Source organism: Psychrosphaera haliotis (assembly GCF_009728465.1).
GTDB classification, from domain to species: Bacteria; Pseudomonadota; Gammaproteobacteria; order Enterobacterales; family Alteromonadaceae; genus Psychrosphaera; species Psychrosphaera haliotis.
In genome coordinates, this window is sequence record NZ_WOCD01000005.1 from 727,308 (window position 1) to 752,092 (window position 24,785).

The following is a 24,785-nucleotide window of genomic DNA, read 5'->3' on the forward strand; positions in this document are numbered from 1 at the left end:
TAAAAACGACTAGGCTTTTTTAGTTGGAACCTAAATTATACGTCTAGGTTTGCAACCTTAAGTGCATTCTGATCGATAAATGCCCTTCTTGGCTCAACATGATCACCCATCAATGTAGTGAATAGTTGGTCACAACCAATAGCATCTTCAATAGTTACTTGAAGCATACGTCTTGATTCTGGATCCATTGTTGTTTCCCAAAGTTGCTCTGGGTTCATTTCGCCCAAACCTTTGTATCGCTGAATGTATAAGCCACGCTTAGACTCTTTCATTAGCCATTCAACAGCCATTCCGAAATCGTCTATTGGGAAACGTTTTTCACCACGACTTACGTAAGCGCCTTCCTCAAGTAAATCAATGTTGATTTCACCAACTGAACTGATCTCTTTAAACTCTCTAGAATTGATGAAATCTTTAGTCAACGTATAGTCTCTGTCTACACCATGCTGACGCACACGAATAGTTGGAACCCAAATATTTCGCTCTTCATCACGTTTTATAATTGCATTATAAACAACAGACTCAGTTTCTTTATCATTAAGATGTTTAACAAAAGACTCTAACCAATCTGTAATAGTAGCTTCTTCATTTAACTGGTCATCAGTTAATGGACGGAAGAACATAAGGTTTCTCAATATTTCAATATTGATTTTTTCTTAAGTCTTAATATTCCATGTTCAGCTTTATGATATTGATTGATTAGTTTCTCTAATTCTAAACCGTTAATTGCAGGAGCATCCTGATTAACATGTAGAGTAGCGCTTTCAAGAGCAAGACTTGTTAAGTACTCAGTCAGTACTTCGTCATCTTTAATATAACGCTCTTGCTTGCCTTTTTTCACTTTATAAAGTGGTGGCTGCGCAATATAGATGTAACCACGCTCAACTAACTCAGGCATTTGGCGATAGAAAAACGTAAGTAGAAGCGTACGAATGTGAGAACCATCGACATCGGCATCGGTCATGATGATGATATTATGATAACGAAGTTTTTCTGGATTATATTCGTCTCGACCAATACCACAGCCTAGTGCTGTAATCAAAGTGCCTACTTCTTGAGAAGATATCATTTTGTCGAAACGTGCTTTCTCAACGTTTAATATCTTACCTTTTAGAGGCAATATAGCTTGGTTTTTACGGTTACGACCCTGCTTAGCAGATCCGCCAGCTGAGTCACCCTCCACTATGTATAGTTCAGATTTTGCAGGATCTTTCTCTTGGCAATCGGCCAATTTTCCTGGAAGACCGGCAATATCTAGAGCGCCTTTACGTCGGGTCATCTCTCTTGCTTTACGAGCTGCTTCACGAGCTCTAGCCGCATCAACAATCTTCATTATGATGTTCTTAGCAACCGAAGGATTTTCGATTAGGTATTCACCTAACTTTTCACCCATTGCTTGTTCTACTGCAGATTTAACTTCCGAAGAAACAAGTTTGTCTTTAGTTTGAGAAGAGAATTTAGGATCTGGTACTTTTACAGATATTACAGCTGTAAGTCCTTCACGAGCATCATCACCACTTGCTGAAACATCAACTGCACTCTTTCCTTTGCCTTTATTCAAGCCTTCAGACGTCATGTAGTTATTTAGCGTTCGAGTTAAGGCGCCACGGAATCCACTTAAGTGAGTACCACCATCACGCTGAGGAATATTGTTGGTGAAACAAAGAATATGCTCTTTATATGAGTCATTCCATTGCATCGCAACTTCAACAATAATGCCGTCGTCTTTCTCTAGTGAGAAATAGAAGATCTCTTCGTTTACTGCACTTTTGTTTTGGTTTAGATAATCAACAAACGCTCGGATACCACCTTCAAAGAAAAAGTGTTCACTTTTATCTTCTTCACGCTCATCCATAATGCGAATAGATACGCCAGAGTTAAGGAAAGACAGTTCACGGATACGTTTAACTAATATGTCGAAGTGGTATGTCACGTCAGAGAAGATAGTTGCACTTGGCCAGAATCTTACTTCTGTACCATTTTCAGAAGCTTCACCTACAACAGCTAAAGGCGCAACAGGAACGCCTAAATGATACTCTTGCTCATGGACTTTGCCATCACGTCGAACTGTAAGAACAAGCTTATCACTCAATGCGTTTACTACTGAAACACCAACACCGTGAAGACCACCAGATACTTTATAACCTGAGTCCTCACCACCAAATTTACCACCGGCATGCAGTACAGTCATGATAACTTCTGCAGCAGAAACACCCTCTTCAGGATGGATTTCCGTTGGTATACCACGACCATTGTCTCTTACAGAGACTGAGCCATCTAAGTGGATTTTTACAACTATATCACTACAGTGGCCAGCTAAGGCTTCATCAATAGAGTTATCTAGTATTTCAAACACCATGTGGTGTAGGCCAGAACCATCATCAGTATCACCAATGTACATTCCAGGACGTTTTCGAACTGCATCAAGGCCTTTTAAGACTTTAATACTAGACGAACCATATTCATTTTCTACGGACATAACTGCTCCATATTCTCTGGTTTAATTGTTCCATGTTCCACGTGGAACACATTCACAGAATTAGTATATTTTTTAAATTCCATTGCTATTTTACTTTCTATCCCTGTTACAAATACTTGGGCTTCGGAATTAAGCAACATTTCAAGCATTGTTTCGCGAGTAAACTCATCAACTTCTGATGGTAAATCGTCTATCAATAACAACATATTCTTGTTACTGACTTTTTTAACTAAACGCACCATCCCAACCTCTAGTAAATAAAACAACATTTTACTTTGGCCTCTGGATAGCTTGTTTGTTATATCTTCTCCGTTTTGAGTAAACAATATGTCTGCTTTACTCGGACCAAAGCCTACTTGCTTGTATCTCTGGTCTTTAAATATCTGGTGCTGAATTGCTTTATCTAAATCTTCTGTCGCATCAAACAACTTCGACTTATATTTCACCTTAATGGCTTTCAGCAGTTCAACTGTTTCTTTATTTTTTAAGTTTTCGGTTAGTTCATCTAATATTGGTTGAAGTAGGTTTTCGATAAAACCATTTCTAAACTCTTCAACTAAATTTGCACTTTCAACTAAACCGCGATACCAAAAAGTTAATTCTTTTGTGTCCGCGTTACCTAATTTTAATAACGCGTTTATTTGTTTTTGTTGCTTATGGTAGTCAGACCAACACTTTTGATAATCATGTTCCACGTGGAACAAGCCAAAATCTAAAAAGCCTCTTCTGGCTTTTGGACTACTAAAAAACACATCAAAACTTTCTGGTGTAATTAGCTGAACAGGAAAAATAGCGGTGCCCTCTGACAAACGGTTAAGTATTTCACCGTCGAGCTTTAATCTACTATTTCCCTTTTCGTCCAGGTCTAAACCTAACTTATGAGAGCCTGACTGTTCTAATGATGCAGCTACCGCTAAGTAGCTTTCATCTGAATTTATTAAATGGTTACGCTTGTTACTTCGAAAAGAGCGAGCTCTACTCAAAAAATATAAAGCTTCTAAAAGGCTCGTTTTTCCGCTTCCATTTTTTCCATAAAAACAATTAACGCTTGCTTTAGTTTCAATAGCTACGAGTTTCAAGTTACGAAACCCAACAATATTTACTTTTTCAACAAGCATTAATTAATTTATGACCTAAAGCTTCATAGGCATAACAACGTACAAACTTGAAGGGTCATCATAACCTTCAATCAATGCACTGCTATTTGCGTCTGCCAGCATTATTTTTACTGTATCTGTGTTTATGTTGTTTAAAACATCAATGATATAAGAGACGTTAAAACCGATCTCCAAGTCACCACCGTTGTAATCAACCATCGCCGTTTCTTCAGCTTGTTCTTGCTCAGGGTTATTAGCACTTACTAATAGCTCACCTTGACTAAGGTTAAGTCGAACACCTTTGAATTTTTCGTTGGACAATATAGATACACGTTGGAAAACGTCTTTAAGCATATTTTTATCTGCAACAATGGTTTTGTCACCACCTTGCGGTAAAACACGTCTGTAATCTGGAAAACGACCGTCTACTAACTTACTTGTAAACACAAACTGCTTATCAATAATACGAATGTGATTATTGCCCAAGTGTATTTGCAAAGGTTCATTATCATCTTCTACTAAACGTAAAATTTCTAAGACCGCTTTACGAGGGACAATGACTTGCTTTTGTTGCTTTACACCATTAACTACCGGTTGCTGTGCTAATGCTAAACGGTGACCGTCTGTCGCGACCGTTCTAATAATGTCCGTCTCTAACTCAAACGACATTCCGTTTAAGTAATAACGCACATCTTGGTTCGCCATTGAAAAGTTTATTCTTTCAATTAAAGCACGCAGTGTATGTCTGGCTATTTCAATTTGATCGTCAGACTGCCACTCTTCAAGGTTTGGATAGTCACTAGCAGGTAATGTAGAAAGACTAAATCGACTCTTACCTGATTTAACCACCGCTGAGTGGCCATCAACTTTTAATTCTATTTCAGCATCACCAGGTAAAGAGCGGCAAATATCAAACAGCTTTTTAGCTGGGATAGTAATTGCACCCGCTTGAATAACATTGTCTGGTGTTGTTGAGGCTACGAGCTCAACTTCCATATCGGTACCAGTAAACTTCACAGAGTCTAACGATACTTCTATTAATACATTAGAAAGGATTGGTAGCGTATGCTTCCGTTCAATTGCACCTGAAACCATAGTTAAAGGCTTTAATAATGAATCTTTACTTATAATAAAATGCATTTATCCATTCCCCACTATGACGACAAAATTCGCATTAAGTTTTGCACGTCTTCTTTTATCTCGTGACTTTCTTCTTTTAATTCTTTTATTTTTCTACAAGCGTGCAACACGGTTGTATGGTCACGCCCACCAAAGGCATCACCAATTTCAGGTAAGCTATGGTTTGTTAATTCTTTAGCCAAGGACATCGCAATTTGTCTTGGTCTTGCTACAGAGCGACTGCGGCGCTTAGAAAGAATATCAGCGACTCGTATTTTAAAATACTCAGCCACTGTTTTTTGAATATTGTCTATCGTAACCAACTTGTCTTGTAACGCAAGTAGGTCTCTTAATGCTTCTTTAACAAAGTCTATGGTAATTGGACGACCTGTAAAATTGGCGTTTGCGATAACTCGATTTAAAGCGCCTTCTAATTCACGAACATTTGAACGTAAACGTTTTGCTATAAAGAAAGCCACCTCTTCTGGTAACTTCACTTTACTTTGATGCGCTTTTTTCATCAAAATAGCGACTCGAGTTTCTAATTCTGGTGGTTCAATAGGAACATTAAGTCCCCAACCAAATCGACTCTTTAATCGATCTTCAACACCGTCAATCTCTTTTGGATAACGGTCTGAAGTTAAAATAATTTGTTTATTACCTTCTAACAAGGCGTTAAAGGTATGAAAGAACTCTTCTTGTGAACGATCTTTTTTAGCGAAGAATTGAATATCATCTATTAATAACGCATCTAAACCACGGTAATAACGTTTAAATTCTTCAATCGCATTATTTTGTAATGCTTTAACCATGTCTTGCACAAAACGCTCTGAGTGCATATACACTACTTTAGCGTCTTTCTTATTCTGGATGATTCCGTTTCCAACCGCGTGAAGTAAGTGAGTTTTACCTAGACCCGTGCCGCCATATAAAAACAGAGGGTTATATGCTCCACCAGGATTGTCAGCTACTTGCATCGCTGCTGCTCTTGCCAATTGGTTACTATTACCTTCAACGAAGCTATCGAAAGTATATGAGTCATTTATATTTGATCTGAAAACAGCCTTTGGTCTTGCAGGCTCTCTTGCTGGACTAGATGTTGATTGGCCACTATTTATATTGCCTTGAGAAACTGAAGGACTGGAATTGCTTGTAGCAGCAGCATGAGAAATAGGTGCAGGCTGAATATTTACTTTTGAACCAACATCAAAGTTTAATCGCGGTGCTGGATTTGAATCACTAAATTGCACTAACAACTCGTTAATTCGATTCATGTATTTATCTCTTACCCAGTCCAAAACAAAACGATTTGGCGCATACAGGGTAATTAATTGGTCAGAACTGTGAATTTGCAACGGCCTAATCCACATATTGAATTGTTGTTGAGACAACTCTTGTTCTAAAACCTGAAGGCAATGTTGCCATAAAGACTGATACACTGAATATCCTATTATGATGTCCGGTTATAATTATTGCGTTTATGAAAAATCGCATCGGTTATTATGCCTTAATTTTATCCACAAACTCAACTAAGAATACGCATAAAAACACGATTAAATTTACTTAATTTGTGTGTGCTAAACGTAGCGCCAACTAAAGACTTTTATTATCCTCTACAAACCAATCAAACCGATACTTTTAGCGGTAAAACACAAAAGAATAACTGAGTTTTTATCCACAATTTGTGGTGTTTTTGGGGCCCAGCTTGTGTATAAAATATAAACTTTAAATTTATTGGATCATTTTGATTGACTAAAAGTGGATCAATCTATATTATTCGGCGTCCTTTTTTGGGGCCCTGCAGGGGTCGCGACCTGCGGGTAATTTTGTAGTAATAACCGATCGGATGGATTAAATATGAAACGTACATTTCAACCTAGCGTACTAAAACGTAAACGTACTCACGGCTTCCGTGCTCGTATGGCAACTAAAAACGGCCGTGCTGTTCTAGCTCGTCGTCGTGCGAAGGGACGTAAAGTTCTTTCTAAGTAATAAAGTGGATAACTTCACTTTTCCAAGGGAGTTACGTTTAGTAACTCCCTCGCATTTTTCCCGCATTTTTGACCGCCCGGTTAAAGCTGTTTCAGACCATTTTACTCTTCTTGCTAAATACAATGATTTACCACATCCACGTGTTGGACTTGTTGTCGCGAAAAAGAAAGAAAAAACTGCAGTAGGCAGAAACAGAATAAAACGTGTTTCGCGAGAAAGTTTTCGTTTAAATCAACACCAATTGCCAAATATTGATATAGTAGTCATCGCTCGAGATGGTATTGGCAAAGTAGATAATGAAAAACTTAACAAGCAGCTGAATAAATTATGGAAAAAAATCGCGCTCCGTTGCGAACAATCCTTAAAAAAATAGTTCGGGGTTACCAAATACTTATTAGTCCTTGGTTTCCAGCTAAATGTCGTTTTTATCCAAGTTGTTCAGAATATACAATTGAAGCACTAGATACCCATGGATCTGCAAAAGGTTCTTGGTTAAGTGTGAAACGTATTCTAAAATGCCATCCTTTTAGTGATGGCGGATTTGATCCAGTACCAAAACCAACATCAATTAACACAGAAAATAAAGAGAAGTAAGCGCTATGGAATCGCAACGTTCGTTCTTAGTTATTGGTTTAGCCTTGGTTAGCTTTTTGCTATTCCAACAGTGGCAAGTCGATTACAACACGCCAGCACCTCAGCAAGTATCGGCTGAGAATACACAAGTCGTTACTGACAATGGTCAGTCTAATGCAATTGTAAAAAACCGTTCTGCTGATTTACCAGAATCAGACTCAGCGCCAATTGCAGAAGTTAAAAAAGTAGCTTCATCACAATTAATTAAAGTAACAACTGACGCTCTTGAAATTCTTATTGACCCACGCGGTGGTGATGTTGTTTCAGCTATTTTATTAGAGCATGACCGAACTCACTTATCTGAAGAAAAGTTTGTTTTACTTCAACAGTCACCAGCTTATGTTGCTATGTCTGGTTTAGTAGGCGCACAAGGTCCAGATGGTAATTCTAACGGTCGACCTGTTTATTCAGTGACACAGCAAGATTGGACACTTGAAGACAACAGTTTAGTGGTTCCATTGACGTTTCAATCTGAACAGGGCTTAACCGTTGTTAAAACGTTTACCTTTAAACGTGAAAAACATTCAATAGACGTTGCTTTTAAAGTAACTAACAACAATGCGACTGCTGCTACTATCCAGCCTTTTTATCAATTAAAGCAAGACTTAGTTGAACATGAAAGCAGCATGATGATGCCAACTTACCGTGGTGGTGTTTACTCTACTGCCGACGAAGCTTACGACAAGTATGACTTTGACGACATGGCTGACGAGCGTTTAAATAAAAACACCCTTGGCGGCTGGGTTGGTATGATTCAACACTACTTTGTAAGTGCTTGGGTACCGAGTCAAACAGAGCAAAACAGCATTTACTCTCGTGTTATCAACAACGGTGGCGCAGCAATTATAGGTGTTAAATCGCCTTCTGTAGCCGTTCAGCCAGGTCAAACGGTTGAAGTTGGCTCTACATTATTTGCTGGCCCTAAAAACCAAGAAGAATTATCGCAAATCCACAATACGTTAGATTTAACGGTTGATTACGGTTTCCTTTGGTTTATCAGTCAAATCTTATTCTCAGGATTAGCATTTATCTATGGTGTAGTTGGAAACTGGGGTATCGCGATTATCTTAATAACTATTGTTGTTAAGATGTTCTTATATCCATTGACTAAAAAACAGTATGAGTCGATGGCTAAAATGCGTGCTCTACAGCCAAAAATGGAACAGTTAAAACAACGCTATGGCGATGACCGTCAGAAGTTTGGTCAAGCAACCATGGAGCTTTACAAGAAAGAAAAAGTAAACCCAATGGGTGGTTGTTTACCGCTTATACTACAAATGCCTATTCTGTTGGCCTTGTACTGGGTATTCCTAGAAAGTGTTGAGCTGCGTCATGCACCGTTTGGACTTTGGATTACTGATTTATCAGCAAAAGACCCATACTTTGTATTACCAATTTTATTTGGTGCATCAATGTTCTTGATGCAAAAACTGTCTCCAACACCATCAGCTGATCCAATGCAGCAAAAAATGATGATGTGGATGCCGGTACTATTCTCAGTATTCTTCTTATGGTTCCCATCAGGTCTGGTTTTATACTGGTTTGTTTCTAACTTAATCTCAATTATTCAGATGTTAGTTATTTACAAAAATATTGATAAAAAAGCGGCAGCTAAAAAAGGCTAACCCTTTAACCTGAAAAATAAAGTACAATTAAAGGCGGCCTTCGGGTCGCCTTTTTCAATTTAAACGCAACAGAGACCAGATATGACCAGTCCATTTGAAAACAATGACACAATTGCAGCCCAAGCAACCGCTCCTGGAAAAGGAGGTGTAGGTATCATTCGCGTATCTGGACCAAAAGCAAAAGACATTGCAGCTCATATCGTTGGTCGTTGTCCTGAACCTCGTCAAGCTGAATATATGTCTTTTAAGTCTTCAGACGGCACAACGCTTGATCAAGGTATCGTGTTATTTTTTAAAGGACCAAACTCGTTTACAGGCGAAGACGTTGTTGAGTTTCAAGGTCACGGCGGTCCAATTGTAATTGATCTTATTTTACAAGAAATCACAAAGATAGACGGATTAAGGTTAGCCAGAGCGGGTGAATTTAGTGAGCGTGCTTTCTTAAATGACAAAATAGACTTAACACAAGCGGAAGCCATTGCCGACTTAATTGAAAGTAACTCTGTACAAGCAGCCAAGTCAGCACTTCAGTCTCTGCAAGGCGAGTTCTCTAACAAAATTAACAGCCTTGTTGAAAAAATGATAAGCCTGCGTATTTATGTAGAAGCGGCCATTGATTTCCCTGATGAAGAAATTGATTTTTTATCTGATGGAAAGGTAGCAAATGATCTTGATGGCATTATCGATTATTTGGACTCGGTAAAACACCAAGCACAACAAGGGGCAATTATTCGTGAAGGGATGAAAGTCGTTATTGCGGGCAGGCCAAATGCCGGTAAATCTTCATTACTTAATGCGCTATCAGGTAAAGACAGTGCGATTGTCACAGACATAGCAGGAACCACCAGAGACGTATTAAAAGAACATATCCACATCGATGGTATGCCGTTACATATTATCGATACTGCAGGCCTTAGAGAAAGCCCAGATACCGTTGAACAAATTGGTATTGAGCGAGCATGGCAAGAAATTAATGATGCTGACAAAGTATTACTGATGGTTGATGCAACAAGTGGTGAAAATATAGACCCAAATGATATTTGGCCTGAGTTTATGAATAAACTTCCAGAAAATATGCCTCTTAGTATTATCAGAAATAAAATTGACCTAATTGGTGAAAGTAAATCTCTAGTGACAGAGGTTAACAATATTCCGGTTATTTCAATTTCAGCTCAGCAGCAGCTTGGTATCGAAGAGCTAAAACAGCACTTAAAGTCAGCCATGGGTTTTCAAGGAAGTACAGAAGGCACCTTTATGGCTCGTAGACGTCACCTTGATGCATTAAACAAAGCATATTCGCACTTACTTCAAGGTAAGGAACAACTTCATTCATTTATTGCCGGTGAAATTTTGGCAGAAGAATTAAGAATCGCTCAACAACACCTCAATGAAATTACCGGTGAATTCAGTTCAGACGATTTATTAGGCAGAATATTTAGTTCGTTCTGTATTGGTAAATAAGTTAAGACAAATAAAAAAAGAAGAATAACCATGATTAAGATAATTGTTGGAACGGAAACCGGTACCGCAGAATATGTGGCAGATGAAGTCTTAGATCTGCTAGGTGAGCATGATTTAAATGCAGAAGTGATTGATCAAATATCTGAGTTGTCATTAGACGATACCGAAACACTCGTTATTTGCACATCAACACATGGCGCGGGTGAAGTTCCAAATAACCTAAAGAAGTTTGAACAATGGTTACAAACGTCGCCAAACTTAGAAAACAAAAAGTTTGCTGTTATTGGCTTAGGTGATTCGAGTTACGATACATTCTGCCAAGCCGCAAAATCACTTGATGAATTATTATCAAACGCAAACGCAAACCGTATGTTTACACCAATTTTTGCGGACGCCATGTCCGATGAACTTCCAGAAGATATAGTTCTTCTTTTATTAAAAGCCCAGTTAGATAAGTTTGTTTAAACATATGAGCAGTGATACATAAAGTAAAACACTGCTCATTGTTTTCATCTATTTTGCTAGTTTGTTGTTAAATCTATTTGGTATAGCGCAAGTCCATCATTATCAACACGCACTGGATTAGTAATAGAAATAGCATTAATTTTTTCAGAAACGTTTTGAGCATTTAATGAAGGTGAAGACTTAAATATAACGTCAAGTTTGACCGAAGTTTTAATCCCCTTAAATTGCCAATTATTATCTGGTTTTGCCTTAATACCCATTCCCTTACTCTTGTTTGATTGGGCCTGAATATAACTTCTTAATACAGTTCTGTTTTCGTCTGGTCCTTCAAATGTTTCTCTTGAAACTCCATCTATATTTGGAAACTTGCCTCCACCAGATGCTCTGTAATTATTAGTCACCACAAGAAAATCACCTTCTAAATTAATAGGCAATCCTTTGTATTTGAGATTCACAATACGATGAGCGGAATCATTTTGAAGATGCCCTTCTGTGTTATAACGAGAAGCCTGTGTCACATCAATTTCATAGGTAACGCCATCAATGACATCAAAATCAAAACTTGGAAACGCTTCATTTAACAAATACTGAGTTTTTGGCGAAGTAGGATCTATTTGATTAAACTGACCGGCTGAGCGCTCGAGCCATTCCTTTACATCATGTCCTGTGAGTTTGACCACTCTAATTGTATTTGGAAACACATATAAGCTAACAACATCTAATAACGACACCTTACCCGCTTTAATATAAGTAAAGTCTTCAAAGCCATTCCTACCGGCTCTAAACGGTGCAGCCGCAGATAAAACAGGCAGACCATCAAGTTCAGTTCCTAATATAAAACGTTTTCCCCAATCAATTTGGGCGTTAGCAACAATTTGTATTGAAGGATCATCTTGTACCAACGAGAAAAAACTATTAATTGGATGTGATAATTCAGCAAAGGATTCCGATATCCACTTTATGGTTGCCTCGTGCTGCGGCTTTATAGCTTCAGAAACCGCTTTATCCGCTTTAGCAAGATCAACAAATGTATTGTTCCGCTTTGAGCCACTAGCGATTGCTCTGACAGAAACAGTAGACTTTTCAATTGACCAATGACCGTTTTGGCTTTGCTTTAGTTCTAAATCAATTAACCCCAAATGGTTTCCAAAAAAGCCTGGCATCACTGCCGGAACACCATTAAGTTTGCCGGTTTTATTGTTCACACCTAAATGCTCGAAACCATCGAAAGTAGGATCACCCGGAAACAATCGGTGATGATGGCCAAACAAAATAGCGTCAATATTTGGCACTTTAGATAACATCAAGGCAACATTCTCTGCCCCATCTTTATGATCTTGCATAGATAAACCAGAGTGAGGAACCGCAATTATGATATCTGCACCTTTCGCTTTCATTTCTGGAACAAATTTATGTGCTGTCTCTATGATGTCCTCAGCAAACACTTTTCCTTCTAGGTGACTTTTGTCCCATTGCATTATTTGAGGTGGAACAAAGCCTATGTAGCCAATGTTAATCTCGTAGCTATTACCATTAACATCTATCAATGTTTTTGGTTTTATAATGTATGGCGAGAAAGCATTTACTACCTCAGCATTTTTATTCTTCTTATAAACGTTCGCGCTTATATATGGGAAGTTGGCGCCTTTGATAGAGGCTTTTAAGAACTCAAGACCAAAGTTAAACTCATGATTACCAATGTTTGCTACATCGTAATCTAATAAATTCATCGCTTTAAAAGCAACATGAATGTCACCGGCCAGTATCTTATCTCTGCGAATTTGAGCTTCATAATCACCAAGTGGACTATTCTGTAGTAAATCGCCATTATCAATTAAGACAGAATTCTGTACCTCTGATCGTGCTTCCTTGATCAAAGTTGCCGTATTAACAAAGCCTATCGATTCAGTCTTAGTTTTTCTAAAATAGTCATAATTGGCGAAGTACATATGGATGTCTGTGGTCTCCATAATGCGTAATGTTAAGGTTGGAGACGCGTTTTCATTCGCTGGTTCTGATACCGAACAAGCGCCTATAAGTAGAATAAAGACAAGACAAAGTAACTTGATAAAAAGGTTTAATTGCATAAAAACGATGGTCCAAATAACAAATGAGACGGAGATCATAAACGATTACGCCTCAGTTTTTATGTAATTTTAAACTTAATCTCATATATTTGGCTGGATCTAAAAAATATAACGATCTTTTTTAACATAGGTTAATTAGATCTACTTATGCACATCAACATGCTCTAATTAGCCGATCATTAACCTGATCACAGGGTTAAACCTAGTTACTAACAATATGCACACAGAGATGTTATTCCGTTGCTTGCCCTGTGCATAAGATCGTTAAGATCGTTTGATCTAACTGGAGATATCCAGATTATAACTTTTGCTGGTATTTTGCCTGTGGATAAAAGGGCTAGTTATCCAAGGGTTTAAACACACTTGATCCAAGTTAGATCACAGTTATTAATCGCTATAAGATCCTATTTTAATTAAAGAAAAATGGATTACACACAGAAAAGGCCCTGCTTAATAGTAATAAAAATAAAAGATCTTTAAATAGATCTTATATTAATAAAGCGATCAGAAACTTATAAATCAAAGCAAGTTATGAATAAAAAATAAGCTTTCCAAAGCCTATTAAACCGAGCTAGAATATGCGCCCTCTTTTTGAGGATCCGTAATTTTTTGTTGTTTTGAGGTAATAATGATCTTTTCTGAAACTTTTGATGTCATCGTAATTGGTGGTGGTCACGCTGGTACTGAGGCTGCTTTAGCTTCAGCTAGAATGGGCCAAAGCACTCTGTTGCTAACTCACAACATAGACACATTAGGTCAGATGTCATGTAATCCAGCCATTGGCGGGATTGGTAAAGGTCATCTTGTAAAAGAGATCGATGCTTTAGGTGGTGCAATGGCATTAGCTGCAGACGCTGGTGGTATTCAATTTAGAACACTAAATTCATCTAAAGGCCCTGCCGTTAGAGCAACTCGAGCACAAGCGGATCGTCAGTTATATAAATCGGCCATTCGATCAATTTTAGAAAACCAACCTAATTTAAAAATATTTCAACAATCTTGTGACGATCTTATTGTTGAACAAGATCGTGTCGTTGGTGTTGTGACTCAAATGGGCCTCAAATTCAAAGCCAAAAGCGTTGTACTGACTGTTGGAACGTTTTTGGGTGGAAAGATACACATTGGCTTAGAAAACCACTCAGGAGGCCGCGCAGGCGATCCTCCTTCAATCGCATTAGCAGATCGTTTAAGAGAATTGCCATTCCGAGTTGATCGCCTAAAAACAGGTACTCCACCTCGTATCGATGCCCGAACAGTAGACTTCTCTGTCATGCAAGCGCAACCAGGTGATACACCAACACCAAACTTTTCTTACATCAGTAAAGACGGTTGTCACCCTGAACAGATCCCTTGTTTTATAACTTATACCAACGAAAAAACACATGATGTAATTCGTGGTGGATTAGATAGATCGCCAATGTACTCTGGTGTTATTGAAGGTATCGGACCAAGATACTGCCCTTCAATCGAAGATAAAATTGTTCGTTTTGCCGATAAAGACAAACACCAAATATTCGTAGAGCCAGAAGGGCTAACGACTCATGAACTTTATCCAAACGGTATCTCTACAAGTTTACCTTTTGACGTTCAAGTAGATCTTGTTCACTCAATTGCAGGCTTTGAAAACGCTCACATTACTCGCCCTGGTTACGCTATTGAGTATGATTACTTTGATCCACGTGATTTAAAACAGTCTTTAGAAACCAAATTTATTGATGGGCTCTTTTTTGCTGGCCAAATCAACGGCACAACGGGTTATGAAGAAGCTGGTGCGCAAGGTTTAATTGCTGGTATGAACGCAGCATTAAGCTCACAAGAAAAAGAAGCATGGTCACCTGGTAGAGATCAAGCTTACATTGGTGTGTTAATTGACGATCTTGCGACATTGGGCACAAAAGAACCTTATCGTATGTTCACAAGCCGTGCTGAATATCGATTATTACTTCGTGAAGACAACGCTGATTTACGCCTAACGGAAAAAGGTCGCGAGCTTGGTTTAGTTTGTGACGAACGTTGGAAAACCTTCAACGAAAAAATTGAACAGATTGCGATTGAACAAGAACGATTAAAATCGAACTGGATCCACAAAGATCATGCCGCGTTAGATCAAATCAATGATTTACTAAAAACGCCAATTTCTAGAGAAGCAAGTTTAGAAGATTTGGTGCGCCGCCCTGAAGTTCGTTATGAAGACTTGATGAAGATTGAAGGCGTTGGCCCTGCAAACACCAACAAACAAGCTGCGGAACAAGTTGAGATCCAGATCAAATATCAAGGTTACATAGATCGCCAATTACTAGAGATCGCCAAGCAGCAAAAAAATGAAGATACAGCTATTCCGTCAGATTTTGATTATGCGTCAATCAGTGGCCTGTCAAATGAAGTTATTGCTAAGCTTGAAGATGCTAGACCAGACACGGTAGGACAGGCAGCAAGAATTTCAGGAATTACACCGGCAGCAATTTCTATGATTCTGGTTTACTTGAAAAAGCATAGCGCACTTAAAAAATCTGCATAAATCTCCTCTGTAACAATATCCAAATAATCCTAGGTATGGCGGGCATTGCTCGCTATACTTTCTTTAATATTTTCTAGAAAAATGTCATACCATGTTAAAAACAAAGCTTATTAAACTATTAGATAAGACCGAGTTGTCTTATTCGGAACAACAAATTGATCAACTTGTTGGTTATGTGGAAATGCTGCATAAGTGGAATAAGGCCTATAATTTAACGTCGGTTCGTGATCCTCAACAAATGTTAATTAAACATATTGTTGATAGCTTGGTTGTAAGTCCTCACTTACAACTTACACCAAACAAAAATGGTAAATTTATTGATGTTGGTACTGGCCCGGGACTACCAGGCATGCCATTAGCTATCGCGAACCCGGATAATGAATTTACGTTATTAGATTCATTAGGCAAAAGAATAAGGTTTATTACTCAAGTTAATCATGAACTTGGTGTAAAAAATGTAAACCCAACGTTAAGTCGTGTTGAAGATCATCATGGTCAATATGCTGGCGTTTTGAGTCGAGCTTTTGCATCAATATCTGATATGGTTAACTGGAGTCATCATTTGGTGGCTGAAGATGGTCGATTTTTTGCTCTAAAAGGCCAAGTTGATCAAGAAGAAATTGAAGCTTTACCTGAATTTGTTAAAGTTGAAGAAATTATTCAATTAACCGTGCCTGAATTAGAAGGTGAACGTCATTTAGTTGTGTTGAGTAAACGTAACAATTGATAAAAGGGATTGAGACGAACGTGGCAAAAATAATAGCAATAGCCAATCAAAAAGGTGGAGTTGGAAAAACAACTTCTGCAGTAAACCTTGCTGCATCAATGGCTGCGACAAAACGAAAAATACTTCTTATTGACCTCGATCCGCAGGGCAATGCGACAATGGGCTCGGGTATAGACAAATATGAAGTTGAATATAGTGCTTACGACTTACTTGTTGAAGACGTACCTTTTGATCAAGTCGTAGAAACTGAAACCTCCGGTGGTTATCATGTTGTTGCTGCGAATGGCGATGTAACAGCTGCCGAAGTTAAAATGATGGAAATGTATGGCCGAGAGCTCCGTCTAAAGAACGCCCTCGATAAGATCAAAGACCAATATGATTTCATTTTTATCGACTGTCCACCATCTCTAAACATGCTAACGGTTAATGCTATGGCTGCAGCCGACTCTGTTATTGTTCCAATGCAATGTGAGTATTATGCTCTTGAAGGTTTAACGGCATTAATGGATACCATTAGCCAGTTGGCCAGTATCGTAAACCCTAATTTAAAAATAGAAGGGATTTTACGAACGATGTACGATCCTCGTAATCGATTAGCCAATGACGTTTCCGAACAGTTAAAACATCACTTTGGTGATAAAGTTTATCGTACCGTTATTCCAAGAAACGTTCGTTTAGCTGAAGCGCCAAGCTTTGGCTCGCCAGTTATGTATTACGATAAATCATCGTCAGGCGCAAAAGCGTATTTAGCTTTAGCTGGTGAAATGTTGCGTCGTTCAAATAAAAGCGCTGCGGCGTAAATTAAATTAATTTGTAGTGTAAAGGAAAGATATGTCTCCCCGTAAACGTGGATTAGGTCGCGGCCTCGATGCCCTATTAGCAACTCAAGCACAAAGCCAGCAACAAGAGCCGAATCAAGGTGAGTCAGCTGAAGCTGAATTAATTGCAGATAATAAAAACTTAGTTAACTTGGCTATTGAGATACTAGTCCCTGGTAAATATCAGCCACGTAAAGACATGTCTCCGGAAGCCTTAGAAGAACTGGCTGCGTCAATTCGCAATCAAGGCATTATTCAACCAATAGTGGTTCGCCCTATTAACGACGAACAGTTTGAGATAATTGCGGGTGAACGTCGCTGGAGAGCGTCACAGTTAGCTGGGCTTGATACCGTTCCTTGTATAATCAAAGATGTGCCAGATGAAGCGGCTGTTGCAATCGCACTTATTGAGAATATTCAGCGTGAAGATCTAAATGCCATGGAAGAAGCCATCGCATTACAGCGTTTACAAGATGAGTTTGAATTGACTCATCAAGAAGTTGCCGATGCCGTTGGTAAATCTCGTACTTCAGTAACAAACTATTTACGACTGAATAAGTTAGAAAGTGATGTTAAGACGTTAATGGAACATGGTGATCTAGAGTTTGGTCATGCAAAAGTTTTATTAGCACTTACTGGAGATGAGCAAGTTTTAGCTGCTCGTAAAGTAGTTGCTAAAGATTTAACTGTCCGTGATACCGAAAAACTAGTAAATAGCCTGACTCAAGAACAAGCAGAAAAAAAGGTGGCTGAAAAAGACCCAGACGTGAAATTGCTTGAGCAACAGCTAGTAGAACGTTTAGGTGCAAAAGTGGATATTACCTACAACCGCAAAGGTAAAGGTAAAATGGTTATCTCTTACTCATCACTTGATGAGCTAGATGGAATTATTGCGCATTTAACGACTGAAGAATAAATAATTGAAATAAAATTCGGTGGCAAAAAAACAAATCATTAAAAAATAACGTTTTTTTGTCACTATCAAACTGTAATAAGTAGTTTTTATACATAACACCCCTCTAAATTTAACCTTTCAATTCAGTTACCTAGTAACTTACAAAAGTAACTGTAAATTTATTACCAAACTATCCCACTAAAACGTATTTAGGTATCAAGTGTTTAAAAGCCGCTCATACTTGCAAAACCTTTATTTAAACGTATAATTTCGCCTGATTTTAACCTAGCTAACTGGCAATCTGCCGCTATGATTGATTAACAATCGATTAGCTGGTTTTTAAATAGACAGAATTATTAGGAAATAGGCTTTGGTACAACATGTTACAACCAAGCATAGAAATAACGCCTTTAAGTTTTTAGCGTTTCAAGCTTGTTTTGCTGTCGTCATTGCTTTTTTTATTGGAATTTTTTGGGAAGTGCAAACTGGGCAGTCTTTTTTTATAGGCGCTATGTTAGATGTACTTCCCTCTTTTGTCTTTACAATATACGCCTTTCGATTTTCAGGTGCACAACGCTTACAACATATAGCGGCATCCATGTACAGAGGCGAAACCGTAAAGATAATGATTACTGGCGCGTTATTCATCTGCGTTATTAAGCTGCTACCGGTAGTGTTTCCGGCGCTTTTAATCGGCTTTTTAACTATGAAAATAAGTCAGTTTTTACAATCGGTTTTTATTTAAACTTTAAACTTTTGGGAAATAAACAATGTCTGGTGAACTCACTACTCAGGGTTACATCAAGCACCACTTGACCAATGCGTCAGTGGGTGAAGGTTTTTGGACATGGCACGTTGATACGTTGGCATGGTCGATCATCTTAGGCTTGGTGTTTATTCTTTCGTTCCGTAGCGTAGCAAAAAAGGCAACCGTCGGTGTGCCTGGTAAGTTTCAATGTTTTGTTGAAATGATTGTGGAATTTGTTGGTCAAAGTGTTAAAGACACTTTCCACGGCAAAAACCCACTAATTGCACCGCTAGCATTAACTATATTCGTATGGGTTCTTTTAATGAACTTTATGGATATTATTCCTGTTGACTGGTTACCTACACTAGCAGCCTTAATTGGTGGCGAGTCTTGGGAAACTATCGCTTCAGGCAACTCTCATATCTACATGAAAGTTGTTCCTACCACTGACTTAAACATGACAGCCGCGTTAGCGCTTGGTGTTTTTGTTCTAATGATTTATTACTCTGTCAAAATCAAAGGTTTTGGTGGATTCATGAAAGAACTATATGCTCACCCGTTTAATACGCCGTGGTTATATTGGTTCAACTTTATTCTTGAAGTTATCTCACTACTAGCTAAGCCAATGTCATTGGCGCTACGTTTGTTCGGTAACTTATACGCAGGTGAATTAATCTTCATTCTAATTGCTGGCCTTATGGGCATGTGGCAGTTACCTGCGCACTTTATTTGGGCTGCGTTCCATTTATTAGTAATACCTCTTCAGGCGTTTATCTTCATGATGTTAACCATCGTGTATTTAAGCTTGGCGCACGAAGAACACTAATTTTTCGGGATAAAATTAGAACAGCATTAGCTGGACCCGAAGGGTTAAGGGCAGGAAGCCCGCAAAGAATTTATTTTTACATTTAACTTTAAACTTTAAACATTAAAAACTGGAGATACATATGTTATTTATCGCTGTTGCTCTACTAATCGGCTTAGGTGCTCTTGGTACTGCTATTGGTTTCGGTCTACTAGGTGGCAAATTCTTAGAATCAGCTGCTCGTCAACCTGAACTAGCACCTCAGCTACAAGTAAAAATGTTCATCGTAGCAGGTCTTATCGATGCTATCGCGATGATCGGTGTAGCTATCGCGTTATACATGTTGTTCGTACTTGCTTAATCACTCATTTTCATTCGAACAATAGTATTAATTAAGTAAGGAGAGCGTTAATGAATCTTAATGCAACTCTATTAGGCGAATCTATCGCATTTATCGTTTTTGTATGGTTCACAATGAAATATGTGTGGCCACCACTAAACGGTGCAATCGAAGAACGCCAAAATAAAATAGCAGATGGTCTTGCTGCCGGTGAACGTGCAGAGAAAGACTTAGAACTTGCTCAAGAAAAAGCGAAAGAACAGTTGAAAGACGCTAAAGTTCAAGCAGCTGAAATCATTGAGCAAGCTAAAAAGCGTGCAACACAGATCGTAGACGAAGAAACAACTCGTGGACACGATGAGCGTGAGAAAATCATTGCTCAAGGTCAAGCGGAAGTTGAAGCTGAGCGCAACCGCGCGAAGGAAGATCTTCGTCAACAAGTTTCTGTTTTAGCCATTGCTGGTGCAGAGAAAATTTTAGAGCGTCAAATTGATGCTGCTGCCCACAGTGATATCCTAGATAAACTAGTTGCAGAACTATAAGCAGAGGAATAGAGCAAATGTCTGAATTGACTACAGTAGCTCGTCCCTACGCCAAAGCTGCGTTTGATTTCGCTGTTGAAAGCGGAGCAGTAGCTGAATGGCTTGAAATGTTGTCTTTTACTGCGGAAGTAGTAAAAAACGACGACATTACAGGCTTCTTAGCAGGCTCTCACTCACCAGAAGTTACTTCTGATTTATTTATCAAAGTATGTGGTGAACAACTGAATGAACGAGGCCAAAACCTAATTAAGGTTATGGCTGAAAATGGACGTTTAGTTGCTCTTCCTGCAGTTGTTGAATTGTTCGCAGAACAAAAAGCACTGTATGAGAATGAAGTTGAAGTTGAAATCACTTCTGCAACTGAATTAAGCGAAGCGTATCAAGTAACATTGGCCGCTTCTTTAGAAAAACGTCTAGCACGCAAAATTAAGCTGAATTGCAACATTGATAGTGCGGTTGTCGGCGGATTGTTAATCAAGGCGGGTGATACCGTTATTGATGCAACCGTTAGAGGCAAATTAGACCGTTTATCACATGTATTGCAATCGTAATTGGGGATTTGAGCATGCAACTTAACTCAACTGAAATCGCTGAACTGATCAAGAAACGTATTGAACAGTTCAACGTTGTCAGCGAAGCTCGTAACGAAGGTACAATCGTATCTGTTACAGATGGTATCATTCGCATTCACGGTCTTGCTGACTGTATGCAAGGCGAAATGATTGAGCTTCCTGGTAATCGTTATGCTATCGCACTTAACCTAGAGCGTGACTCTGTAGGTGCAGTAGTAATGGGTCCTTATGCGGATCTACAAGAAGGCACAAAAGTAAAATCAACTGGTCGTATTTTAGAAGTTCCAGTTGGTGACGCGCTACTTGGTCGTGTTGTAAACACTCTAGGTGAGCCAATCGATGGTAAAGGTCCAATTGATGCAGCTGGTTTTGAAGCTGTTGAAAAAATTGCACCTGGTGTTATCGAACGTCAATCAGTAGATGAGCCAGTTCAAACTGGTTATAAATCTGTTGATGCCATGATCCCTGTTGGTCGTGGTCAGCGTGAGCTAGTAATCGGTGACCGTCAGACTGGTAAAACAGCCTTGGCAATCGATGCAATCATCAATCAGAAAGACTCTGGTATTAAATGTGTATACGTAGCGATTGGCCAAAAGGCCTCTACTATTGCTAACGTTGTACGTAAGTTAGAAGAGCACGGCGCATTAGAAAATACTATTGTTGTTGCTGCTACTGCTTCTGAGTCTGCGGCGCTACAATTCCTAGCACCTTTCTCTGGTTGTACAATGGGTGAATACTTCCGTGATAACGGTCAAGACGCACTTATCGTATATGATGATTTGTCTAAGCAAGCTGTTGCTTATCGTCAAATTTCATTGCTTCTTAAACGTCCTCCTGGTCGTGAAGCATACCCAGGTGACGTATTCTATCTTCACTCACGTCTACTAGAGCGTGCTGCTCGAGTAAACTCAGTGTATGTAGAGCGTTATACTGAAGGTAAAGTGACAGGTAAAACTGGTTCACTAACTGCACTTCCTATCATTGAAACTCAAGCGGGCGATGTATCTGCATTCGTACCGACTAACGTAATCTCGATTACCGATGGTCAGATCTTCCTTGAGTCAGACATGTTCAACGCAGGTATCCGTCCAGCTGTAAACGCTGGTATCTCGGTTTCTCGTGTTGGTGGTGCAGCTCAAACTAAGATCATCAAGAAGCTAGGTGGCGGTATTCGTCTAGCACTTGCGCAGTACCGTGAATTAGCGGCCTTCTCTCAGTTCGCATCTGATCTAGATGAAGCGACACGTGCTCAGCTTGAGCATGGTCAGCGTGTAACTGAGCTAATGAAACAGAAGCAATATGCTCCTATGTCAATTGCTGACATGGGTGTTTCATTGTTTGCTGCTGAAAGAGGTTTCCTGAAGGACATCGAAGTTTCTAAAGTATTAGACTTCGAAGCGGCGTTAATTTCATTCATGAACAGTGAACATGCTGATCTTATGAAAGACATTAATGCGACCGGTAACTTCAACGGCGATATCGAAGCAAGCTTGAAATCTGGCATTGAAAAATTCAAAGCCACTCAAACTTGGTAAATAAGTTGAGAGAAAGCTTCGGCTTTCTCTTTCGTTGAAAGTTAATCGGAGAATCACATGTCCGGCGCAAAAGAGATTAAAGGTAAGATCGGGAGTATTAAAAACACTCAGAAGATCACCAGTGCTATGGAAATGGTTGCGGCTTCTAAAATGAAGAAAGCTCAAGACCGTATGGCGTCAAGCCGTCCATATGCGCAAACAATGCGTAAAGTGATTGGTCACATTGCAAACGGTAGCCTTGAATATCGCCATCCTTATTTGGAAGAGCGTGAGGTTAAACGTGTAGGTTATGTGGTAATTTCGTCTGACCGAGGCCTTTGTGGCGGTTTGAACTCAAATGAGTTTAAAGCAGTTGCAAACGACGTACAAAAATACGTTGAAGACGGTGTTGAAGTAGATTTTGCAGCTATAGGTACTAAAGCTGTTGGATTCTTTAACCGATTTGGTGGCAAAGTTGTTGCTGCTAAAACAGGCTTAGGTGATGCACCCTCTGTTTCAGATGTAGTAGGTGCAGTACGCGTGATGTTAGAAGCGTACAATGAAGGCAAAATCGACCGCTTGTTCGTGGTTTACAATAAATTTGTAAATACCATGACTCAACAACCAACGATCGATCAATTACTACCTTTACCAAAAGCAGAAGACGAAGACATGTCTCATAAATGGGATTACATCTACGAGCCAGATCCAAAAGTATTAATGGAAACATTATTGGTTCGTTACGTGGAGTCTCAGGTATATCAAGGCGTTGTTGAAAACGCTGCGTCAGAACAAGCTGCGCGTATGGTTGCGATGAAAGCCGCAACAGATAACGCCGGTGAAATCATTGACGGTTTACAATTGGTATACAACAAGGCACGTCAGGCCGCCATTACTCAGGAAATTTCTGAGATATGTGCTGGTTCTGCAGCGGTTTAGGTTTAAAAACAAATTTAGAGGAAATGTCATGAGTCAAGGTAAGGTCGTACAGATCATTGGCGCGGTTGTGGACGTAGAGTTCCAACAAGATGCAGTACCTGCGGTATATGACGCGATTAAAGTAACTACTGGAGGCCTTTCAGGTCTTACATTAGAAGTTCAACAGCAGCTAGGTGGCGGCGTTGTTCGTGCAATCGCGCTAGGTACTACTGACGGTTTAGCACGTGGTGCAGAAGTAGTAAATACTGGTAAAGGTATTGAAGTTCCAGTTGGTACAGCTACATTAGGCCGTATCATGGACGTACTAGGTAACCCAATCGATGAAGCGGGTCCTATTGGTGAAGAAGAGCGTTACACGATTCACCGTGCAGCTCCTTCATATGAAGAACAATCTAGCTCAACTGAGCTTTTAGAAACTGGTATCAAGGTTATCGACCTTGTATGTCCGTTTGCTAAAGGTGGTAAAGTTGGTCTATTCGGTGGTGCCGGTGTTGGTAAAACCGTAAACATGATGGAACTTATCCGTAACATCGCAATCGAGCACAGCGGCTACTCAGTATTCGCAGGTGTTGGTGAGCGTACTCGTGAGGGTAACGATTTCTACCATGAAATGAACGAATCAAACGTACTAGATAAAGTGTCTCTAGTTTACGGTCAGATGAACGAGCCTCCAGGAAACCGTTTACGTGTTGCCCTAACTGGCTTAACAATGGCTGAGAAGTTCCGTGACGAAGGTCGTGACGTTCTTTTCTTCGTTGATAACATCTACCGTTACACACTAGCGGGTACTGAAGTATCAGCACTTCTTGGTCGTATGCCATCAGCGGTAGGTTATCAGCCTACACTTGCTGAAGAAATGGGTGTACTTCAGGAGCGTATCGCTTCTACTAAGACTGGTTCAATCACTTCAATCCAAGCGGTATATGTACCTGCGGATGACTTGACTGACCCATCACCAGCTACAACCTTTGCTCACTTAGATGCAACAGTTGTACTATCTCGTGATATCGCATCAAAAGGTATTTACCCAGCGATCGATCCACTAGATTCAACGTCTCGTCAGCTTGACCCTCAAGTAATTGGTCAAGAGCACTATGACGTTGCACGTGGTGTTCAAACAGTAGTTCAGCGTTATAAAGAACTTAAAGACATCATTGCGATTCTAGGTATGGATGAATTATCTGAAGAAGATAAGCAAACTGTATCTCGCGCTCGTAAGATTGAACGTTTCTTATCTCAACCTTTCTTCGTTGCAGAAGTATTTACTGGTTCTCCTGGTAAATATGTATCTCTTAAAGACACAATTGCTGGCTTTAAAGGTATCTTAAACGGCGATTATGATGACCTACCAGAACAAGCGTTCTACATGGTTGGTTCGGTTGAAGAAGCTTTAGAAAAAGCTAAATAAG

24 protein-coding genes are annotated in these 24,785 nt (G+C 39.4%); 18 read left to right on the forward strand and 6 right to left on the reverse strand.

The window, feature by feature from the left end; genetic code table 11:
* Nucleotides 1-35: 35 nt before the first annotated feature.
* Genes GNP35_RS16600 through dnaA form a run of 5 tightly spaced genes read right to left on the reverse strand, consistent with a single transcriptional unit; the run spans nt 36 to nt 6,134 of the window.
* Complete coding sequence (locus tag GNP35_RS16600) at nt 36-623, reverse strand: DNA gyrase subunit B family protein (RefSeq protein ID WP_155696842.1); 588 nt, start codon at nt 621-623, stop codon at nt 36-38.
* A gap of 8 nt (nt 624-631) precedes the next feature.
* A complete protein-coding gene (gene gyrB, locus GNP35_RS14110; RefSeq protein ID WP_155696844.1) occupies nt 632-2,479 on the reverse strand; it encodes a DNA topoisomerase (ATP-hydrolyzing) subunit B in 1,848 nt (615 codons plus the stop codon).
* The gene (gene recF / locus GNP35_RS14115; RefSeq protein WP_155696846.1) at nt 2,470-3,597 is read right to left on the reverse strand and encodes a DNA replication/repair protein RecF; all 1,128 of its coding nucleotides are present in this window, start codon (nt 3,595-3,597) and stop codon (nt 2,470-2,472) included. The genes gyrB and recF overlap by 10 nt, the downstream gene beginning before the upstream one ends.
* Before the next feature lie 15 nt (nt 3,598-3,612).
* Nucleotides 3,613-4,716, reverse strand: coding sequence for a DNA polymerase III subunit beta (dnaN, locus tag GNP35_RS14120; RefSeq protein ID WP_155696848.1), 1,104 nt, complete (start codon nt 4,714-4,716; stop codon nt 3,613-3,615).
* A 14-nt stretch (nt 4,717-4,730) separates the two neighbouring features.
* Nucleotides 4,731-6,134 (reverse strand): chromosomal replication initiator protein DnaA, encoded by a 1,404-nt coding sequence (gene dnaA, locus GNP35_RS14125; protein ID WP_330997827.1) that lies wholly within the window; start codon nt 6,132-6,134, stop codon nt 4,731-4,733.
* Nucleotides 6,135-6,552: 418 nt separating this feature from the next.
* Between dnaA and rpmH the strand changes: the two genes are divergently transcribed.
* The 6 genes from rpmH (at nt 6,553) to GNP35_RS14155 (ending at nt 10,871) form a co-directional block, all read left to right on the forward strand.
* Nucleotides 6,553-6,687, forward strand: a complete 135-nt coding sequence (gene rpmH / locus GNP35_RS14130; protein WP_155696850.1) for a 50S ribosomal protein L34 — start codon at nt 6,553-6,555, stop codon at nt 6,685-6,687.
* Between the two features lie 4 nt (nt 6,688-6,691).
* The gene (gene rnpA / locus GNP35_RS14135; protein WP_330997828.1) at nt 6,692-7,060 is read left to right on the forward strand and encodes a ribonuclease P protein component; all 369 of its coding nucleotides are present in this window, start codon (nt 6,692-6,694) and stop codon (nt 7,058-7,060) included.
* Complete coding sequence (yidD, locus tag GNP35_RS14140; protein WP_155696852.1) at nt 7,015-7,281, forward strand: membrane protein insertion efficiency factor YidD; 267 nt, start codon at nt 7,015-7,017, stop codon at nt 7,279-7,281. The genes rnpA and yidD overlap by 46 nt, the downstream gene beginning before the upstream one ends.
* A 5-nt stretch (nt 7,282-7,286) precedes the next feature.
* Nucleotides 7,287-8,945, forward strand: coding sequence for a membrane protein insertase YidC (gene yidC, locus GNP35_RS14145; protein ID WP_155696854.1), 1,659 nt, complete (start codon nt 7,287-7,289; stop codon nt 8,943-8,945).
* Between the two features lie 81 nt (nt 8,946-9,026).
* Nucleotides 9,027-10,406, forward strand: coding sequence for a tRNA uridine-5-carboxymethylaminomethyl(34) synthesis GTPase MnmE (gene mnmE / locus GNP35_RS14150; protein WP_155696856.1), 1,380 nt, complete (start codon nt 9,027-9,029; stop codon nt 10,404-10,406).
* A gap of 30 nt (nt 10,407-10,436) precedes the next feature.
* Nucleotides 10,437-10,871 carry a flavodoxin domain-containing protein gene (locus tag GNP35_RS14155; RefSeq protein ID WP_155696857.1) on the forward strand — a complete coding sequence of 145 codons (435 nt, stop codon included), beginning with the start codon at nt 10,437-10,439 and terminating at the stop codon, nt 10,869-10,871.
* 56 nt (nt 10,872-10,927) lie between these two features.
* On the opposite strand, the gene GNP35_RS14160 is transcribed toward GNP35_RS14155, so the two are convergent.
* Nucleotides 10,928-12,997, reverse strand: a complete 2,070-nt coding sequence (locus tag GNP35_RS14160; protein WP_230961440.1) for a bifunctional 2',3'-cyclic-nucleotide 2'-phosphodiesterase/3'-nucleotidase — start codon at nt 12,995-12,997, stop codon at nt 10,928-10,930.
* A 589-nt stretch (nt 12,998-13,586) separates the two neighbouring features.
* Between GNP35_RS14160 and mnmG the strand changes: the two genes are divergently transcribed.
* The 12 genes from mnmG to atpD all read left to right on the forward strand — a co-directional run bounded on the left by mnmG (nt 13,587) and on the right by atpD (nt 24,784).
* On the forward strand, nt 13,587-15,476 hold the full coding sequence (mnmG, locus tag GNP35_RS14165) for a tRNA uridine-5-carboxymethylaminomethyl(34) synthesis enzyme MnmG (protein WP_155696859.1): 1,890 nt from the start codon (nt 13,587-13,589) through the stop codon (nt 15,474-15,476).
* A gap of 91 nt (nt 15,477-15,567) precedes the next feature.
* Nucleotides 15,568-16,203 (forward strand): 16S rRNA (guanine(527)-N(7))-methyltransferase RsmG, encoded by a 636-nt coding sequence (rsmG, locus tag GNP35_RS14170; RefSeq protein WP_155696860.1) that lies wholly within the window; start codon nt 15,568-15,570, stop codon nt 16,201-16,203.
* 20 nt (nt 16,204-16,223) lie between these two features.
* Entirely contained in the window at nt 16,224-17,003 is a 780-nt protein-coding gene (locus GNP35_RS14175; RefSeq protein WP_330997829.1) for a ParA family protein, read from the forward strand.
* Nucleotides 17,004-17,034: 31 nt separating this feature from the next.
* Entirely contained in the window at nt 17,035-17,937 is a 903-nt protein-coding gene (locus GNP35_RS14180; RefSeq protein WP_155696863.1) for a ParB/RepB/Spo0J family partition protein, read from the forward strand.
* A gap of 349 nt (nt 17,938-18,286) precedes the next feature.
* Complete coding sequence (locus GNP35_RS16605) at nt 18,287-18,661, forward strand: ATP synthase subunit I (protein WP_155696865.1); 375 nt, start codon at nt 18,287-18,289, stop codon at nt 18,659-18,661.
* Nucleotides 18,662-18,686: 25 nt separating this feature from the next.
* Nucleotides 18,687-19,490, forward strand: coding sequence for a F0F1 ATP synthase subunit A (gene atpB / locus GNP35_RS14190; RefSeq protein WP_155696867.1), 804 nt, complete (start codon nt 18,687-18,689; stop codon nt 19,488-19,490).
* A 121-nt stretch (nt 19,491-19,611) separates the two neighbouring features.
* A complete protein-coding gene (gene atpE / locus GNP35_RS14195) occupies nt 19,612-19,830 on the forward strand; it encodes a F0F1 ATP synthase subunit C (RefSeq protein WP_105051295.1) in 219 nt (72 codons plus the stop codon).
* Between the two features lie 50 nt (nt 19,831-19,880).
* The gene (atpF, locus tag GNP35_RS14200; RefSeq protein ID WP_155696868.1) at nt 19,881-20,351 is read left to right on the forward strand and encodes a F0F1 ATP synthase subunit B; all 471 of its coding nucleotides are present in this window, start codon (nt 19,881-19,883) and stop codon (nt 20,349-20,351) included.
* Between the two features lie 17 nt (nt 20,352-20,368).
* Nucleotides 20,369-20,902, forward strand: coding sequence for a F0F1 ATP synthase subunit delta (gene atpH / locus GNP35_RS14205; RefSeq protein ID WP_155696870.1), 534 nt, complete (start codon nt 20,369-20,371; stop codon nt 20,900-20,902).
* 14 nt (nt 20,903-20,916) lie between these two features.
* Entirely contained in the window at nt 20,917-22,458 is a 1,542-nt protein-coding gene (atpA, locus tag GNP35_RS14210; protein WP_155696872.1) for a F0F1 ATP synthase subunit alpha, read from the forward strand.
* Between the two features lie 57 nt (nt 22,459-22,515).
* Entirely contained in the window at nt 22,516-23,376 is an 861-nt protein-coding gene (atpG, locus tag GNP35_RS14215; protein WP_155696873.1) for a F0F1 ATP synthase subunit gamma, read from the forward strand.
* Between the two features lie 28 nt (nt 23,377-23,404).
* A complete protein-coding gene (gene atpD / locus GNP35_RS14220; protein ID WP_155696875.1) occupies nt 23,405-24,784 on the forward strand; it encodes a F0F1 ATP synthase subunit beta in 1,380 nt (459 codons plus the stop codon).
* Nucleotide 24,785: the final 1 nt, after the last annotated feature.